Source organism: Vibrio hibernica (assembly GCF_015223435.1).
Classification (GTDB): domain Bacteria; phylum Pseudomonadota; class Gammaproteobacteria; order Enterobacterales; family Vibrionaceae; genus Vibrio; species Vibrio hibernica.
This window is the reverse complement of record NZ_VHKO01000001.1, coordinates 67,799-86,054: the sequence shown is the minus strand read 5'-3', so window position 1 is coordinate 86,054 and position 18,256 is coordinate 67,799. Positions and strand designations below refer to the sequence as shown.

General features: G+C 40.5%; 16 protein-coding genes. 7 read left to right on the top strand and 9 right to left on the bottom strand.

The annotated features are described in order from the left end of the window. Positions 1 to 91 precede the first annotated feature (91 nt). From FH976_RS00350 to choV, 7 genes are all read left to right on the top strand, one after another. On the top strand, positions 92 to 364 hold the full coding sequence (locus FH976_RS00350; protein WP_194088917.1) for a hypothetical protein: 273 nt from the start codon (positions 92 to 94) through the stop codon (positions 362 to 364). Positions 365 to 730: 366 nt separating this feature from the next. Beyond that, on the top strand, positions 731 to 1,342 hold the full coding sequence (gene betI / locus FH976_RS00345; RefSeq protein WP_194089098.1) for a transcriptional regulator BetI: 612 nt from the start codon (positions 731 to 733) through the stop codon (positions 1,340 to 1,342). A gap of 15 nt (positions 1,343 to 1,357) precedes the next feature. After that, complete coding sequence (gene betB / locus FH976_RS00340) at positions 1,358 to 2,818, top strand: betaine-aldehyde dehydrogenase (protein ID WP_194088916.1); 1,461 nt, start codon at positions 1,358 to 1,360, stop codon at positions 2,816 to 2,818. An 82-nt stretch (positions 2,819 to 2,900) separates the two neighbouring features. Next, positions 2,901 to 4,598: a choline dehydrogenase gene (betA, locus tag FH976_RS00335; protein ID WP_194088915.1), complete on the top strand. Its 1,698-nt coding sequence runs from the start codon at positions 2,901 to 2,903 to the stop codon at positions 4,596 to 4,598. A gap of 32 nt (positions 4,599 to 4,630) precedes the next feature. Further along, positions 4,631 to 5,578: a choline ABC transporter substrate-binding protein gene (locus FH976_RS00330; protein WP_194088914.1), complete on the top strand. Its 948-nt coding sequence runs from the start codon at positions 4,631 to 4,633 to the stop codon at positions 5,576 to 5,578. Positions 5,579 to 5,693: 115 nt separating this feature from the next. Continuing rightward, positions 5,694 to 6,539, top strand: a complete 846-nt coding sequence (gene choW, locus FH976_RS00325) for a choline ABC transporter permease subunit (RefSeq protein ID WP_194088913.1) — start codon at positions 5,694 to 5,696, stop codon at positions 6,537 to 6,539. Between the two features lie 2 nt (positions 6,540 to 6,541). Beyond that, positions 6,542 to 7,744 carry a choline ABC transporter ATP-binding protein gene (choV, locus tag FH976_RS00320; protein WP_194088912.1) on the top strand — a complete coding sequence of 401 codons (1,203 nt, stop codon included), beginning with the start codon at positions 6,542 to 6,544 and terminating at the stop codon, positions 7,742 to 7,744. A 117-nt stretch (positions 7,745 to 7,861) separates the two neighbouring features. Here the strand turns inward: choV and FH976_RS00315 are convergent, their stop codons facing one another. The 9 genes from FH976_RS00315 to FH976_RS00280 form a co-directional block, all read right to left on the bottom strand. Beyond that, positions 7,862 to 8,821, bottom strand: a complete 960-nt coding sequence (locus tag FH976_RS00315) for a TDT family transporter (protein WP_194088911.1) — start codon at positions 8,819 to 8,821, stop codon at positions 7,862 to 7,864. A gap of 391 nt (positions 8,822 to 9,212) precedes the next feature. After that, positions 9,213 to 10,175, bottom strand: coding sequence for a sensor domain-containing diguanylate cyclase (locus FH976_RS00310; RefSeq protein ID WP_194088910.1), 963 nt, complete (start codon positions 10,173 to 10,175; stop codon positions 9,213 to 9,215). Positions 10,176 to 10,392: 217 nt separating this feature from the next. Then, positions 10,393 to 12,498 carry a cytochrome-c oxidase, cbb3-type subunit III gene (ccoP, locus tag FH976_RS00305; RefSeq protein ID WP_194088909.1) on the bottom strand — a complete coding sequence of 702 codons (2,106 nt, stop codon included), beginning with the start codon at positions 12,496 to 12,498 and terminating at the stop codon, positions 10,393 to 10,395. A 9-nt stretch (positions 12,499 to 12,507) separates the two neighbouring features. Next, the gene (ccoO, locus tag FH976_RS00300) at positions 12,508 to 13,098 is read right to left on the bottom strand and encodes a cytochrome-c oxidase, cbb3-type subunit II (protein WP_194088908.1); all 591 of its coding nucleotides are present in this window, start codon (positions 13,096 to 13,098) and stop codon (positions 12,508 to 12,510) included. After that, entirely contained in the window at positions 13,088 to 14,509 is a 1,422-nt protein-coding gene (gene ccoN, locus FH976_RS00295; protein WP_194088907.1) for a cytochrome-c oxidase, cbb3-type subunit I, read from the bottom strand. The genes ccoO and ccoN overlap by 11 nt, the downstream gene beginning before the upstream one ends. Positions 14,510 to 14,539: 30 nt before the next feature. Further along, positions 14,540 to 14,902: a c-type cytochrome gene (locus FH976_RS00290; RefSeq protein WP_194088906.1), complete on the bottom strand. Its 363-nt coding sequence runs from the start codon at positions 14,900 to 14,902 to the stop codon at positions 14,540 to 14,542. A 271-nt stretch (positions 14,903 to 15,173) separates the two neighbouring features. Further along, positions 15,174 to 15,671, bottom strand: a complete 498-nt coding sequence (locus FH976_RS15830; protein ID WP_228767287.1) for a GGDEF domain-containing protein — start codon at positions 15,669 to 15,671, stop codon at positions 15,174 to 15,176. 24 nt (positions 15,672 to 15,695) lie between these two features. Then, positions 15,696 to 16,829 (bottom strand): PAS domain S-box protein, encoded by a 1,134-nt coding sequence (locus tag FH976_RS15825; RefSeq protein ID WP_228767286.1) that lies wholly within the window; start codon positions 16,827 to 16,829, stop codon positions 15,696 to 15,698. Between the two features lie 190 nt (positions 16,830 to 17,019). Further along, complete coding sequence (locus FH976_RS00280) at positions 17,020 to 18,090, bottom strand: hybrid-cluster NAD(P)-dependent oxidoreductase (RefSeq protein ID WP_194088905.1); 1,071 nt, start codon at positions 18,088 to 18,090, stop codon at positions 17,020 to 17,022. Positions 18,091 to 18,256 lie beyond the last annotated feature (166 nt).

The following is an 18,256-nucleotide window of genomic DNA, read 5'->3' as shown; positions in this document are numbered from 1 at the left end:
GGCTTTTTCTATATGACTACCTCCAAGTCAGTATATAAAAACCCAAACTATTTTTGATATAATAAACTTATCGTATAAACAGGAGTTCATCATGGCCAAACCTGATCGTAAAACCGTTATGTTAAATATTATCGAAACGGTAAAAAAAGACTTCCCATTAGATGCTCCAGAAGCCTCTATTTGTGGTGATACTTGCGTGGGTTGCCCAAGAAAGCTATTAGAATTAGTGGAAAGTGAACTCATCTTTTGGGAATCTAAACTCAAAAAAGATCAACTGCCCGATTTTGATGAACTCAACCGATTCGGGAAGTTATGCAAAAATGTACGCCGTGGATTGGTAAGGAATGGCCTAGTTGAAAAATAACCCATCTACTCACTTATTTCTCATAATATGCTCCTAAATTATTCTGATTTTCGAGTGTATTGATTGGTATTTTTACCCCCTTACTTTTGCTACTAATCTTTTGGTGGCATTTTTATTTTGTGCATTATTTCCTCATCCGCATCCCTTTATTTATCAATCCCCTCAATAATAATCATTACATCCATAACAATTATTCTTATAAAAAAATATTTAATACCATTTTATTTCACTGATAAATAACAATTTTATATCAAAAAATACAAATTAACGTAAATAAAACTCAATATATTAGTTTGAGGTCTAAACATTTTATGTGTAGCATTATTATTAATTGATCGTTCAATGAAAAATAAATGGGTTCGAAATATGCCAAAAATTGGAATGCCAGATATTAGAAAACCGCAGTTAGTCAAAGCCACCATGGCGGTGATTGAACGAGTTGGTTTACACAGCGCAAGCATCTCTTTAATCAGTAAAGAAGCGAACGTTTCGACCGGGATCATTAATCACTATTTCGGTGGCAAACATGGTCTATTAGAAGAAACCATGCGTGCAATTTTAAGAGATCTTTCTAACACGGTAAAAACGAAACTCAATGCGTTGTCGCAAGACGCCCATCACCAGCGGATCAATGCCATTATCGATGCCAACGTTGAAGGCTTTCAAGCAGAGAACAAAGTAACGAAAACATGGTTAGCCTTTTGGTCTTATTCAATGCATGACGCTCAATTAAAAAGGCTCCAACGCGTCAATGAACAACGCTTGCTTTCTCATTTAAAAATTGAATTAAAGGCATTATTACCACAAGAACAAGCCATATTGGTGGCTCATGGGATCGCCTCATTGATCGATGGTATTTGGCTACGTGGCACTTTGAATCCAGAAGGCATTGATGCCGATAAAGCGCGTGAGATCATTAACGATTATCTCGATAAACAATTGACATTTTATGCTCAATCATCACTTAAAAATCTCTAATAATTAGGCTTTCACATGACAACTAAAACACTTTATATCGATGGTCAATTAACCTCAGCAACCTCAGGGGAAACCTTCACTAACTTGAACCCTGCAACAGGTGAAGTCATCTCAAATATAGATCAAGCTTCTCAAAGTGACTTAGACAAAGCGGTAGAATCTGCCCAAAAAGGATTTGAGGTTTGGTCAAAAATGAGTGCGGTTGAACGCAGTCGAATCCTATTAAAAGCGGTTGAGATCCTTAGAGCACGAAACGATGAGCTGGCGGCACTAGAAGTCCTTGATACCGGTAAACCACTACAAGAAGCATTAGAAGTCGATATTGTCACCGGCGCCGATGTGATTGAATACTTTGCAAATCTAGTCCCTAGCTTACAAGGCGATCAGCAAGCATTAAGCGATAACCAATTTTTCTACACTCGACGTGAACCTCTTGGTATTTGTGCCGGTATTGGTGCATGGAACTACCCGATTCAAATTGCCATGTGGAAATCAGCGCCTGCGCTTGCGGCAGGTAATGCCATGATTTTCAAGCCATCTGAAGAAACACCATTGTCGGTACTCAAATTAGCAGAAATTTTCACTGAAGCCGGCGTTCCAAACGGTGTCTTTAATGTCGTTCAAGGTGATTATCGTGTCGGTCAAATGCTGACTGCTCATCCTGACATTGCAAAAGTTTCTTTCACTGGCGAATCAGGAACAGGCAAAGCCGTGATGGGAGACAGTGCCAAGACGTTAAAATCGGTCACCATGGAATTAGGAGGTAAATCTCCTTTGATTATTTTTGATGACGCCAAGCTTGACCAAGCGGTTTCTGCCGCTATGGTCGCAAACTTTTATACCCAAGGTGAGGTTTGTACTCACGGTACTCGCGTATTTGTTCATGAAGCCATGTATGACGATTTCATTGCTCAATTAAAAACGCGCACCGAAAAGATGATCATTGGCGATCCTATGGACATTAACACCCAAGTGGGCGCTCTCATTTCCAAAGAGCATTTAGGTAAAGTCTTAAGCGCCATTGAAACGGCAAAACAAAGTGGAGCAACGTTACTAACCGGTGGTTACCAAGTCATTGACAACGGTTTAGAGAACGGTAATTTTGTCGCGCCAACGGTCTTTATTGATTGCGATGACAACATGGAACATGTTCAACAAGAGATCTTTGGCCCCGTCATGTCGGTCTTAAAATTTAGTGATGAAGATGAAGTGATTCAACGCGCCAATGCCACTGAATTTGGCCTTGCTGCTGGTATATTCACACAAAACTTATCTCGCGCACATCGCGTGATCCACCAAATGCAAGCGGGTATTTGCTGGATAAACACCTGGGGTGACTCCCCTGCTGAAATGCCCGTTGGAGGTTACAAACACTCCGGCGTTGGGCGCGAAAATGGCGCTGAAACCTTACGCCACTATACTCAAACTAAAAGTGTTTTTGTCCACCTTGGCGACTTCGAAAGCCCTTATCAATAAAAAATAGTCCATTAAACGGTGAGAAATACTCACCGATTTTCTAAACCAATGCGTCCTTAAACGGAAGCGGAGAATCAATCTTATGCAACAACGCTACGATTATATTATCGTCGGCGCGGGTTCGGCCGGCTGCGTATTAGCCGACAGACTCAGCGAATCAGGTGAACATAAAGTCCTACTATTAGAAGCTGGCGGCAGTGATAAAAGTATTTTCATTCAAATGCCAACCGCTCTCTCTTATCCAATGAACAGTGATAAATACGCTTGGCAATTTGAAAGCAAAGCAGAAGCAGGGCTTGATGGTCGTCGCTTACATTGCCCTCGCGGTAAAGTACTCGGTGGTAGCTCTTCCATTAACGGCATGGTTTATGTACGCGGCCATGCTTGCGATTTTGACCAGTGGGAAGAGTCTGGTGCTCACGGTTGGAATTACCAAAACTGTTTACCTTACTTCCGCAAAGCAGAAAGCTGGATGGATGGAAGTAACACCTACCGAGGTGGTAATGGCCCCGTGGGTACTTGTAACGGTAATAACATGTCGCGTAATCCTTTATACCAAGCCTTTATCGATTCGGGTAAAGAAGCAGGCTACCCAGAAACGCAAGATTATAACGCCTATCAGCAAGAAGGCTTTGGCCCAATGCACATGACCGTCGATGGCGGCGTACGTGCTTCAACGTCTAATGCTTACCTAAAACGTGCGCTAAAACGCTCAAACCTGACGTTACTAAAAGGAATTGTGGCGCATAAAATCTTACTTGAAGGTAAAACAGCTTGCGGAATCGAGTATGAGAAGTTGGGAAAAATGCATAACGTTTACGCCGATAAAGAAGTCATCTCAAGTGCAGGTTCAATTGGTTCCGTTCAACTGTTGCAACTCTCTGGTATTGGCGCACGCGACACATTGAAAAAGGCCGGGGTAGACGTTAAACATGAATTGGCTGGCGTGGGTGAAAATCTACAAGATCACTTAGAAGTTTATTTTCAATACGAGTGCAAAGAACCCATCACACTAAACAGCAAACTGGGTTTAGTCAGCAAAGGCTTAATTGGCGCAGAATGGATCATAAAACGCACTGGCTTAGGCGCGACGAACCACTTTGAATCATGCGCCTTTATTCGCTCACGTAAAGGTTTGAAATGGCCCAATATTCAATACCATTTTTTACCTGCAGCCATGCGCTACGATGGCCAAGCATCCTTTGATGGACATGGGTTTCAGGTGCACGTAGGTCCAAACAAACCGGAAAGTCGTGGTCGTGTCGCTATCGAATCAAGCGATCCACACGCTAAGCCAAGTATTGAATTTAACTACATTTCAACGCAGCAAGACCGTCAAGATTGGCGAGATTGCATTCGCTTAACCCGTGAGATTTTAGCGCAACCCGCGATGGACACATTCCGAGGCACCGAAATTCAACCAGGTGTAGAGGTTGAGTCCGATCAAGCGATTGATCAATGGGTTAAAGAAAACGTGGAAAGTGCTTATCACCCTTCTTGTACCTGCAAAATGGGCGCTAAAAATGACCCAATGGCAGTCGTCGATGAAGAGTGTCGCGTGCTAGGCATAGAAAACCTACGTGTGGTTGATTCTTCTATTTTCCCCATTATCCCTAACGGCAACTTAAATGCGCCAACCATCATGGTGGCAGAACGGGCTGCCGATATGATTTTAGGTAAGCGCTTACTCGAACCTACTAATGTTCCCGTATGGATTGCGCCTAACTGGCAAGAAATACAGCGTATTAATGCACCAATGCGCCACTTTACAACTAAGTAATAACAGTAAGTTACTCATCATAAGGATTGATTATGTCACTGAAAAATAAAACATTAATAACTCTAGGGTTTACCTCATTAGCCGCTTTTAATGTCCAAGCCGCCAACCAATGTGAAACCGTCCGATTTTCAGATGTTGGTTGGACCGACATTACCTCAACAACCGCGGTGGCCTCTGAGCTATTAAAAGGGATGGGATACCAAACCAAAACCCAATTACTTTCGGTTCCGGTTACCTATTCTTCGATGGCCAACGGCGATATTGATGTGTTCCTTGGTAACTGGATGCCGACCATGGAAAACGACATCAAAAAATACCGCGAAGCGGGCACAGTAGAAAGCGTTAGAGCTAACCTTGAAGGCGCAAAATATACCCTTGCCGTACCGAAATATGTGTATGACGCTGGCGTAAAAACCTTTGCAGACATTGCTAAAAATGCCGACAAATTTAACGACCGCATTTATGGAATTGAACCGGGTAACGATGGCAACCGCTTACTGCAAAGCATGATCGATCAAAACGCTTTCGATTTAAAAGACTTCCGGTTAGTAGAATCGAGCGAAGCCGGCATGGTGTCACAAGTTACTCGTGCGGTACGTCGTAACCAATGGATTGTTTACTTAGGTTGGGCGCCTCACCCGATGAACAGCAAAGTCGATATGAAATACCTTGCCGGGGGCGATGACTTCTTTGGTCCTAATTATGGCGGTGCGAGCGTACATACTAACGTTCGTCAAGGCTATTTAGCGCAATGTCCAAATGTCGGTAATTTATTAAAAGATTTAAAATTTAGCCTTGAAATGGAAAACCAGATCATGGATTCCATTTTAAATAAAAACAAAAAACCGGCTATCGCCGCTCGTGAATGGTTAGAACAGCACCCCGAGCAAGTCAAAGTTTGGCTAGAAAGTATTAAAACGATAGATGGCAAACCTGCTGCGCCAGCGGTTATTCAATATTTAAGCAATGTTAAAGCGTAAAACGTCATAAAGATAAAACTCAGTAACACCAGAAGATCAGCAGCGCTGGCTTCTTCACATTCTCAACACAAGTAATAGGACTGGCGGGTGCAAGCTCGCCAGATAAGGCAATACATTGAACTTTATAACGGATCATAAAATCCCACTCGGACATTGGATGGAAATTGTTGTTGATTGGCTTACGGTGAATGCCGCTAGTTTCTTCGACGCTATTTCCATTTTCCTTGAAACCATCATCACCTGTTTAGTCGACATATTTCAATGGATGCCACCCGCTGTTCCCATCGCGATTACGGCCGCATTAGCGTGGTATTTACATCGTAAATTATCATTAGTGATTTTTATCATTGCAGCCTTACTGCTGATTTTAAATTTAGGGTATTGGCAAGAAATGCTGGAAACCTTTGTTCTCGTCTTTGCGGCGACAACGATTTCCGTATTAATTGGCGTTCCTCTTGGAATAATGGCAGCGCATCGACCATGGCTGTACACCATCATGCGACCTATTTTGGATTTGATGCAAACCGTCCCTACCTTCGTGTACTTAATTCCAACGTTAGTATTGTTTGGTCTCGGGATCGTGCCAGGCCTTATCTCAACGATTGTTTTTGCCATCGCCGCGCCGATTCGTTTGACCTATTTAGGCATTATTAAAGTACCAGAAGAATTAGTCGAAGCAGGTAAAGCCTTTGGTGCTAGTCGTATGAAATTACTGTTTAAAGTGGAATTACCTGCCGCGCTACCAAGCATTATGGCTGGGATAACACAATGCATCATGCTGTCACTTTCAATGGTTGTTGTCGCCGCGTTAGTCGGTGCTGATGGCCTCGGTAAACCGGTTATCCGTGCATTGAATACGGTCAACATTTCTCAAGGTTTTGAAGCTGGCTTAGCCATCGTATTAGTTGCGATTATTTTGGATCGTCTGTGTAAAACGCCCAACCAAACCAAAGAGGGATAATAATGAACTCAATTAACATTAAAAATCTTGATGTGGTGTTTGGTAAAAACCCTAATCAGGCACTCGATTTACTGGATCAAGGCCAATCACGCCAAGATATTATTGATCAAACCGGTCAAGTCGTTGGCGTCGATGGTGTCAGTATCAGCGTTAAAGAAGGTGAGATTTGTGTACTAATGGGACTTTCTGGTTCAGGAAAATCGAGCTTGTTACGTGCAGTTAATGGTCTCAACCCTATTGCCCGTGGTTCTCTAGAAATTAAAGACAATGGTCATTTTGTTGATCTTGCTAGCTGCGATAAAGCCACATTGCGACACCTACGTACTCATCGCATATCAATGGTTTTTCAAAAATTTGCCCTAATGCCATGGTTGACAGTATTAGACAACGTTGCGTTTGGCCTTGAAATGAAAGGAATGAGCAAAACCGAACGCCGTCAAAAAGCGCGTGAACAAATAGAAATGGTCGGCCTAGCTGAATGGGCAGATAAACATCCGCATGAATTGTCTGGTGGAATGCAACAACGTGTTGGCCTTGCCCGTGCTTTTGCGATGGATACCGATATCTTATTAATGGATGAACCATTTTCAGCATTGGATCCATTGATTCGTGCGCAACTTCAAGATGAATTACTCGAGCTGCAAACCAAGCTCAATAAAACCATTTTGTTTGTCAGCCATGACTTAGATGAAGCGTTAAAAATTGGTAACAATATTGCCATTATGGAATCGGGTCGTTTAATTCAACACGGCACACCAGAAGAAATTGTACTTGCGCCAAAAACGCAGTATGTAAAAGATTTTGTGGCGCATACCAATCCATTAAATGTCTTGAAAGGCAGTTCGTTAATGATGCCAATAAGTGACTTAACCTTCGCCAATAATGAAATTCAGATTTGCTCGCATTCAGACATTCGCCTAAAAAGAACCGATGAGTCATTATCGCTAGAATCATTTGAGATTATTAGTGAAAAATCACTCACTTTAGTTGATTGGCAAGCGACAGATATGCGGCTTGAGGATATCAATGCCAATATGCTTATTACTGCTAGCCCAGAGATTAACATGCGTGAGGCCATTGAACTGAAAAACCGCACAGCTCACCCTGTACTCATGGTGGAAAATAATCAGTTAGTGGGAATTTTAAGTAATAGTGAGTTCTACAATGCATTATTGGGCAATTACCAAGCACTAGAGCAAACATAAAACAAACCGTTAAATAGCAAAACTAACGCGGTTAAATAGAGATAATTGACTCCCCTAGAAATAAAGCAAGTCCCCTTTTGTTAAAGGAGACTTGCTTTTTTATTTTAGCGACTGTCTTTAATATCGATTAACAAACATGCCAATAAGATTGGTGCGATAATGTTTAAGAAAGCATAAAGCAACATAAGCAATCACCGCAGAGGAAATATAAAGTTGGATGATAGCCAAGTAATGAAACATCTCGACTCCATTTGTCAAATGATAGCGGCTTAACACCTCTTCCATTTTAAACATCGCCGTCGCGCCACTCGCCAATGGGAAAGTATAAGCCGAAAACCCTGCACTAAATGGTTCTCGTAATAGCCTTACTAACGATAAATAGAACACTGCATTTAATAATATAGCCACGCCACTTAACATCAATAACATATTAATCATTGGTGCATCCGCAACACCTAAATAACCAATAATAATTAAATTTGATGGCGCTGCCATGATAGCAAATGTTGGGATTTCAGCGGGTTGAAGTCGTTCGTGAAAGGTTAACCGATACATTAAAAGTGGCAACATAATTACATATGAGCCCACGCCTAAAATTAATAAAATATTTGATAGCCATAAGGTATCAGCGCCGGGGTTGGCTAAACAACCCAAAATAGGTCCAATCGGTGGAATAAACCAACTTGGAATAATATCCTTTAACTTGAAACCACGGCATCGATGGTAAGTAAATAAAAAGAAAAATAGCAAATGTAGGATAACGGCACCATACCAAACTACCCGACCGGTAATCGCAAGTTGATGAAAGTGGATAAGATCATAAGAAATAGCCATAAGTGCCATGCACATGGTTGGCAGTACAGAGCCCACAATCGGATGACGAAGCTCTTCAAATAGTTTGCTAGGATGACGAATAAATTTTGCCGCGACGCCCATCACCAATACCAAGGCAATCGCTGAGGTCAGATTTTGTATTAAGCCTAAATGCGGTGCATAGTTTTCCCAACACCAACCTATTGCCGAGATCCCTAGAGCCAAACCCGCCACTGGTGTTGGGAAGTTTCTTATTTTCGTCATGCAAGGGGTTCTCGGTTAAATTCTCGTGCCGTATTTTAATCCAATAAGGGTAAGCGTTCACCGGGAGGGGCTTGACAACGGTGAAAAGTAAGGAATTATGTGTTTTTATAACGTACGGGCATTAAAACTTTTCTAAATGCCAGAGAATAAGCATTAAAACGCTCTGAGGCATACTCCAGAATGCTTGTCAATACACTCCCGGTGAACGGTTACCAATAAGGACTATTATTGAAGTTCATCTAAATAATAAACTCGATTATATGTTGGATCTTAGTTTGTGATTAATGACCATTTACAAAAATGATAATATATAAAAAACCACCAGAGCGTTACCTCACTGGTGGTTTTGAAATACCCTATTATGACTCAGATTTAGCGGCCTACTCTCAGATTATCTCAACCTGTCTTTCTTTTTCTTGTACATTGCAGCATCCGCTTTCTCAAGCATTTTTTCTAACGATTGCTCGGTATCATGAGGAAAACTCGCAACACCCGCACTGTACTCTATAATATATGGCTTGTTCATTGCCTTGTTGACCGCTAATATTTCAGCTTTAAATCGATTTAAGGCGATATCAATCTGTTCATCGTTTGCATGTATCAACATGACAACAAATTCATCCCCACCCAGTCTGCCAATTAAGTTATTCTCATAAAACACATTGCACATTGCCTCAGCAAACTTCTTTAAAGCAAAATTACCTTCATGGTGACCAAATTTATCATTGATCGGCTTAAATTTATTCAAATCAAATAAAATTATGGACATAGAAATTTTTTTTCGATGGCACGTTTTCCGAATGTTTTCTCCCAATGCCATAAACCCTCTTCGATTCGATATAGAAGTTAACTCATCCAACGTTGCTAGTTGAATTGAGCGGATTTCCTGCTCAATAATAGCGCCTAGATCAGTTAATATTTGCATCTCTTCCTCGCTTAGATGCCTTGGTTTCGAATCAATGAGACATAATGTTCCTAAATTGATGCCTGCTCTTAACTTTAATGGGTAACCGGCATAAAAACGAATGTAGGGCTTTCCTGTCACTAAGGGATTATCATAAAATCGTTCATCTTCAATCGCATTTGGAATAATCAATAAGCCGTTCTGATTAATGGCATGCCCGCAAAATGAGACTTCTCTCGGTGTCTCAGGTACATCAATCCCTTGCTTCGATTTAAACCACTGTCTATTTTCATCAATAATACTAACCAGTGAAATTTCCACATTGAATATATGCTTGGCCATTCGAGTAATTCGATCAAATCGTTCTTCATCAGACGTATCAATAATTTGAAGTGATCGTAAAGCATGCAGCCTCTCCGCTTCATTAAAGGGAAATTCAGGCTTTATCATATCTGCTCCTTTTTCTCAGGTTCACTTTATAGATTGTTTTAAAAATCAATCCTGCCCGTAAAGCGATAAGCTGACAAAAAATGATAATAGGCAATATAATCAATTGTTTTCCTTATATTTTTTAACGTTGTCTTACCTATAAGCAAAAGCCACCAGCAATATGTATCACTAGTGGCTTGTAAACTTAACTCATACTATTCGAAATACAAATAGCTGGCTATTTCACCTCGTGGAAGCCGCCGGTAATACCACCTTTTTCAAGACTAATGCGAATCTCTTTTACCATCTCTGTCGTCACAGGTTCAGATCGTGCTCCCAGTTTATCGCGAATAAAGCTGATCATTCGAGCCATTTCGGCATCGCCAGCAATATCGTTAAAACTGCTCATTGGCATATAATCACGATTGGGTTCAAGATAGTCAGGCGATAAACCACGCAATACCACCGCGACCGTATTATATGGCTCCGAGTGCGAAATAATGCCATTACCTAATAAGGCTGGAGCAATATTTTCACGCCCTTTACCGTCGGGGCCATGACAAGCACCACAAGTTTCTGCAAAAATCGCATACTCTTTGGTTTTCTTATCCTCAACGCTAAAACCACTTGGTTGTAATGGCTTGGTATTTGGATCCAAACGATTATTTTCATCCCCAGTTAATAGATATTCGGCAATCGCATCAAGATCATCACGCGTCATATAACGGGTACTGTTTTTTACAACATCCGCCATACCGGCAAACGCAGTCCCTTTCGCTGAGTGGCCCGTTTTCAAGAAATCGGCAATATCTTTCACTTCCCAACCATGTTCATGTAACTCGTTGGCAGTGATATCTGGCGCATTCCAATGGTCGATAATATTACCTTGGAACGGTTGTCCGGCTTCTAGAGCTTGAGCAATATTACGCGGTGTATGGCACTCGGCACAGTGACCAAAACTCATCGTTAGATATTTGCCTCGTTTCCAAGTATCTGTTTGGTCTTCCGGATATTCCAACTTATCTTCATCGAAGAACGCCATATTCCAAGCCCACATTCCTAGACGAATATTGGTTGGAAATATCATGCCGTTAGGAATATTCGGACTGTTTACCGGAGTCAACGATTGCATATAAGCCCACAATGCTTTGGTATCTTCCTCAGTAATATACTGATAAGACGTATAGGGCATGGCCGGGTATAAATTACCATGTTTTGCCTCGCCTAAACGTACCGCATCGTGGAACTCTTGATAAGTATAACTGCCAATCCCTCGCTCAACATGGGTCGAAATATTGGTTGAATACAAGGTACCAAATGGCGTAGGGAAAGGTAATCCACCGCCAAACAGTTCTCCATCTTCTGCCGTATGACAAGCCACACAGTCACCCGCATAGGCAAGGTATTCACCTCGTTTCACTTGAGCGGCATCTAACCCAGCCAAATCTTGTTGATTTTGTGACTTTTGATGAATGATATACGCCGCAACTGCCGTTATTTGAGCGCTAGATAATTGCTTATCGAAGGCGGGCATAACCGAGTCTAATCCTTCACGTACTGTCTTTTGGATTTGAGCAATACTCCCACCATGCACCCAGGTGTCATCCGTTAAGTTATAGGCACCAATGTGAATATTTCCATTGCCATTATCACCATGACAAACAGAGCAATTGTATTCAAATAGTTGCTGACCTTGTTCACGTTGCACTTTTGCCGCAGGAACCGCACGGTTAGTTTGTAGACTGGCTACATAAGTCGATACATCGTCAATTTGCTGAGCAGTTAGAACATCTTTCCAACCAACCATAACGCCATGCCGACCGTAAGTGATCGAGTCAATAATGCCTTTATCACTGCTATCATAAATCCATTCATCATCGGTTAAATTAGGAAAATGCATTTGCCCTTGAGCATTAGCACCATGACACGCTGCGCAATGAGTTTGAAACAAACGATTACCGTAATCTACAACTTCACTATTTTGACTGAGTTGGGTTAACGTCAATGTATCTGACTCTAATTCGGCCAAATTTTTATCAATAATTTTGGTATCTTGTTGCTGCAGAGCATCATCTGAGTGCCACTTCATTAAACCTTGCCAGTTCCCCATACCTGGATACAGTACAAAGAAAATGGCGCTGCCAATAAAAGCGATCAGATAAGAATAGAGTAATACTTTCGGTAACTTAGCATCATTTTCGCCAATGCCATCATAATTATGAAGTTCTTTATTTTCATCCGCTTCATTATTTTTATGCCAATAATGCCAAATGACATAAATCATAATCAGCATAAAAACGACAGTTAGGACAATGACCCACGCACTCCAAAATGTACTTAACATGCTGCCTCCTTATTTCCCTAAACTTTGCAGGTAACTGATTAATGCATCAGCGTAAGTTTTATTTTTTACCTGCAAACGAGCCCGATCAATTTCATCATCGGTATAAGGCACGCCTAAAACTCGTAGCGTTTTCATTTTATCGGCAATATCTTCACCATTCAGTCTCTTTTCAAATAACCACGGATAAGATGGCATTATCGAAGTCGGTACCACGGCACGAGGATCCATAAGATGAATTTCGTGCCAGCGATCTGAATATTTTCGCCCTAAATTAGCCAAGTCTGGCCCGGTTCGCTCAGAACCCCACAGATTAGGATACTCATAAATATCATCTGAACCTGAAGTCGCTTTCCCATAGCGTGCAACTTCAGCAGGTAGAGGACGCACCATTTGCGTATGACAAGTATGGCAGCCTTCACTAATGTAAATATCACGCCCCGCCAATTCTAATGCCGAATATGGTTTTGCTGTGGAGGCTTTGACCTGCTCACCCTTCATAAACATGTCTGGAATAACCCAAGTCAATAAAGAAAAGCTAGCAACGGCAATGATAGAAATAATCAAAATACCGACAGACTGAGTAAAATCTTTATTTAGCATATGCTTTACCCTCCTCAGTAATGACCGTATTTTTTTCAGGTAAAGAGAGCGTTCGATAAAGGTTATAAATCATCAATATCACACCAATGACAAAGAATGCTCCGCCTATGAAACGTGCGAGCATCCAAGGTGCAACAAAGTTCATTGAATCAACAAAGCTATACATTAAAGAACCATCATCATTTTGCTTTAACCACATATAACCCTGACCGATCCCTGCGATCCAAAGTGACACTGCGTAAATAGCGATCCCAATGTGCGCAAACCAAAAGTGCCATTTTACTAAACGTCGTGACCACATTTCTTCATGTCCCCATAAACGAGGAATGAAGTAATAGAACACGGCAAAGCCTGACATCGCGACCCAACCTAATGCCGCAGAGTGAACATGACCAATAATCCATTGAGTATTATGAGCAATCATATTAAACCAACGAATAGCGAGTAAAGGCCCTTCAAATGTCGCCAGTGCGTAGTAGATAACCGCAGACAAAAAGAACAACATAACGTAGTCATTCTTCAGCTTCTCTTTGTTAGAAAGAAGTGTCATTAAGCTATTATATGCGCCCCCCCAAGAAGGCAGCCACAGTAATAACGACATAACAATACCAAGATTTTGTAACCAGTCAGGAACAGAGGAATAAATTAAGTGATGAGTTCCAGCCCAAGTATAAAAACCGACTAACCCCCAGAAGTGAACAATGGATAAACGATAAGAGTAAATTGGTCGTTCAGCAGCTTTAGGAATAAAATAATAATTCATTCCGATGATGCCCGCAGTCAGAAGAAAACCGACCGCATTGTGGCCCCACCACCATTGCACGATCGCATCTTGTGTGCCCGCATAAACAGAATAAGATTTGGTCGCACTAACTGGTAATTCCAGGTTATTGACAATAAATATCATGGCAATAACGATGATAAAGCCACCAAAGAACCAATTGGCAACAAATATATGTTTTACCTTTCGTATTGCAATCGTGCCAAAAAATAGCACAGCGTACATTACCCAGACCACCGCGATGAGAATATCAATCGGCCACTCTAGTTCGGCGTACTCTTTTGATGATGTGAAACCAAGAGGGAGCGTAATTAGTGCTAGTAACAACACAAGCTGCCATCCCCAATACACAATCCAAGCTAAGCTTTTATTAAACAATGCGGTTCTGCTGGTACGCTGCACAATGTAAAGCGATGTACCCATTAATATGTTCACCACAAAACCAAAAATAACGCCTGATGTGTGTAACGGACGTAATCGGCCAAATTGAAAGTATTCTGAATCAAAATTGAGTATTGGCCAATAAAGTTGGGCGGCAAGAATTAACCCTACCGTCATTCCAAGTAACGCCCAAATCAAACTAGTAATGATGAAATACTTCACTACCTTCATATCGTAATTAATTTCCATAGTACGCCTCCTTATTAGTAAACCAATCCATTATTGAGATTTTGCATCTGCTGTATCACTCATATTTGATTGAGGTTCAATGGCGACTTTAGAAAAGAAATAACTAATATCCTTCATATCTTGCTCTGTCAGGCTATCGGCTTGCTCATACATGACTAAAGCAAGTCCACCTGTTCTTTGACGACGCTGATAAGCTTTCAATGTCGTCACCAGATATTCAAATTTTTGGCCCTGCAGATTAGGGTATATAGCGATGCTGGAAATCCCTTCAGTGCCATGGCAAGTCATACACACCGCCGCTTTTTTTTGTCCCGTCATAAATTGCTCATCAGCTTGTGCAAATGCCATCACTGGCAAAATACTCAAACTTAATATCAATAGTTTTTTTAACATAAGGTGCTCACCTATTTCTTATTGTATAAAGGTATTTATTTATCAAGATCCATCAATAGATAAAATAACCTGTTTCTAGTTAAATGAAGGTATTCAAGTTAAGAATAGTTGAAGAGTATACAGATGCTTACATTTATTTATAATTATTTATTCACATGAATCTAAAAGATTTTCATATATAATACATCGGTTAAATTGGATTTATGGATGATCTCAATAATCCGGTATTCATGCTCATTAAGAGTAAAACAGTTCTTGACTCTATCCCTATTTAAGAAGAGTAAAACTGAATAGTATTTCGGCCTAAGTTTTTCGCGTTATACATTGCTATATCAGCATTTCGGATAAGTTCAACGGCAGTGTTTCCATTCGTTGGATATTGTGCAACACCAATCGATATTCCAATGTTAAATGTTTCTCCCATGATATCGATAGGTTCGCTAATAGCATTAATAATACGGTTGCCAACATAAATGATATCGTCTTTATTTTGTGGTTTATTCAAAATAAAAATAAATTCATCGCCACCGACTCTCGCAACCGTATCTGATTTTCTCACTTGAACTAATAGTCGGCTCGAAATATTTTTAAGTAATTCATCACCAATATTGTGCCCATATTGATCATTGATGATTTTAAAACCGTCTAAATCTAAAAACATCACGGCTAAGTCACAACACTCACGTTCAGAGCTAAGAAGCTTTTGATTAAGACGCTCCATTAATAAAGTTCGGTTCGGTAAATTCGTTAAAGGATCATGAAATGCCAAATGTTTAATGTATTCATCTTTGCGTCACAGTTCAGTAATATCACTAAATACAGACACATACCGCATTGGTTCATCATCAACATCACGACGCACCATACTAACTGTCATTCGTTGTAGATAATCTTCTCCATTTTTATGGCGATTCCATACTTCCCCTTTCCATAAACCGTTTTCTTTTATTTCTTTCCACATATCAGAATAAAATTCTGGTCCATGCCGATTTGATTGCAGAATACGTGGATTTTTACCAATAACCTCTTCTTGTGAATAACCGGTTATCTCTACGAAAGCGGGATTAACCGACAAAATAGCACCATGAATATCCGTGATCAAAACGCCATCTAATGTATTATCAAATACACATGCCGCTAATTTAAGTTTCTGTTCAGTTTCTTTAAATATAGTGACCTCACTCGCCTGAATCGCGAAGCCTTTCACCATGCCATGATTGTCAAAATCAGGGATGTAATGGCCAATAATATGACCAATGCTGCCATCAGTTTTATAAAGCTTTCGTTCAAATTTTTGTGGTTCACCTGCCAACACTGCATGAATATAAGGTTCATTCAACGCATATAATGCATCACCAACCAGGTCTAAAAACTTTATACCAATAATTTTTTCATGTTGAATGTTAAACCATTGCGTGAATGCCGTGTTGGCATAACGGCAGCGTAAATCCTTATCCCAATACCCCATCATATTCGGTGTATTTTCAATAATAGAACGAATAAATTGTTCATTTTCGAAGTGATTTTTTGAAATAGATTGAGCTTGCTGAAGTGATTTGAAAGTAAGGTGCATTGCTTCAATATAATAAGCAATAAATGTGCTTGTGGCGGCAAAAATAGCAATATCTAGAAAGCCAAACTGACTAACGGTTAGAAATGAAGATCCTAATAACGGGAATATAAATAAAACCACTAAGCATACAAGTACCGTAGCCAACAATCCGGCATAAAAACCCGCATAAAGTGCTGATATGATCACTGCTGGATAAAAAATTAACCACGTAAAACCGGATTCTAATATTTCCAGAGGCCAGATCATTAGCCCCGTCAACAGGCTAATAAAGGTAAACACTATAAAGAGAGGTTTAATATATTTGGGAGTAACAATCTTGTTACCCGCCAAATATTCATCTTTAATCTCATCCATGAGTAAGTTTCATCCATAATCGTAACCATTAGCATTATCGTTAATAAGACTTAAACAACATACTCAGAAATATTCATTCCCATATTTCGTAAAATGTCACTTTTTACACCACTTCCATCTTATTTAACGCTATGTCACTTAGAGCATATACGCATTCCGGTTAATCTTCATGACAAAATGATAACTTTAGTTAATTTAACGCAACTTCTAAATCAGATTCAACGCGACAAGAACATGCCAACACAAATCCTTGCTCAATTTCATCTGCGGTTAATGTTTCAGTACTGGTACGAGTGAATTCGCCTTTGGTCACTTTACACTTACATGAGCCGCAAATACCGCTACGACATGCAGCAATGACGGGTACTTTTGCCGCTTCTAGTGCATCGATTAATGCACTGCCAATTTTGGCTTCCACTTGAGCGCCAAAAGTTGGGACAAATATCGTTGCATTGGCTAATGCTTTTACTTTTTTATCACCTTCATTTACCTCCACATCAGGTTGAGTGGATTCAGAGGGGGTAAAACTCTCTTGATAAAAATGATCCATATCCATACCGAGCGCTTGTAGGTTTTCTTGCATTGCGCCCATAAAACCTACCGGACCACACAAAAATGCACTGCGCTCTGCAATATCTGAGCAATATTTTTTCAATGCAGCTTGCGTTAAGCGCCCTTCTAAGTAATCACTGCCTTTAGCATCTTCAAGCATAATACTGACGTGAAAACGCTCATGCTGCTCAGCCATCGCTAATAGCTCTTGATGATAAATGATTTGATCAATTTCCGTAGCAGCATGAATAAAATGAATATCTGTATTATCATTTTTATTTGCCAATAGTGTTTTCGCCATCGACATAACAGGCGTAATACCACAACCGGCGCTTAGTAATACAATTCGATCACCATGGATTTGATCGAGGTGAAACTGACCTGCTGGTTTTAAAACCGATACCGCTTGCCCTTCTTGTAAGCGATCAACGATATAGTTTGATACTTGACCACCCGCAACACGCTTGATGGTTAATTGTAATTCGGTTTGATTTGGCATTGAGCTTAACGAATAAGCGCGATATTCCATTTTGCCGTCGATTTCGATCCCTAAAGTAATAAATTGGCCAGGGATAAAGTTGAATACGATGCCTTGATCATGAATTGATTCAGGCGCTAAGGTAAAACTCACACTGTTTGAAGTCTCTGCCCATTTACGTTTACAGACTAAAGTGACAGGACCATTTGTAGGCCATTGGAATTGCTTCATACTATTCTCTCATTTCTAAGATAATGGTGCGGTTATTTATATCCAAGATTTGAAGCTGTAACGAAGCTACAGCTTCAAATACGACAGATATATAACCTAAGTAGTTGATGTTGTAGCAAGGCGGCAAGATCATTCAGCCTCATGAGCTTTCTTTTATAAACCTAAA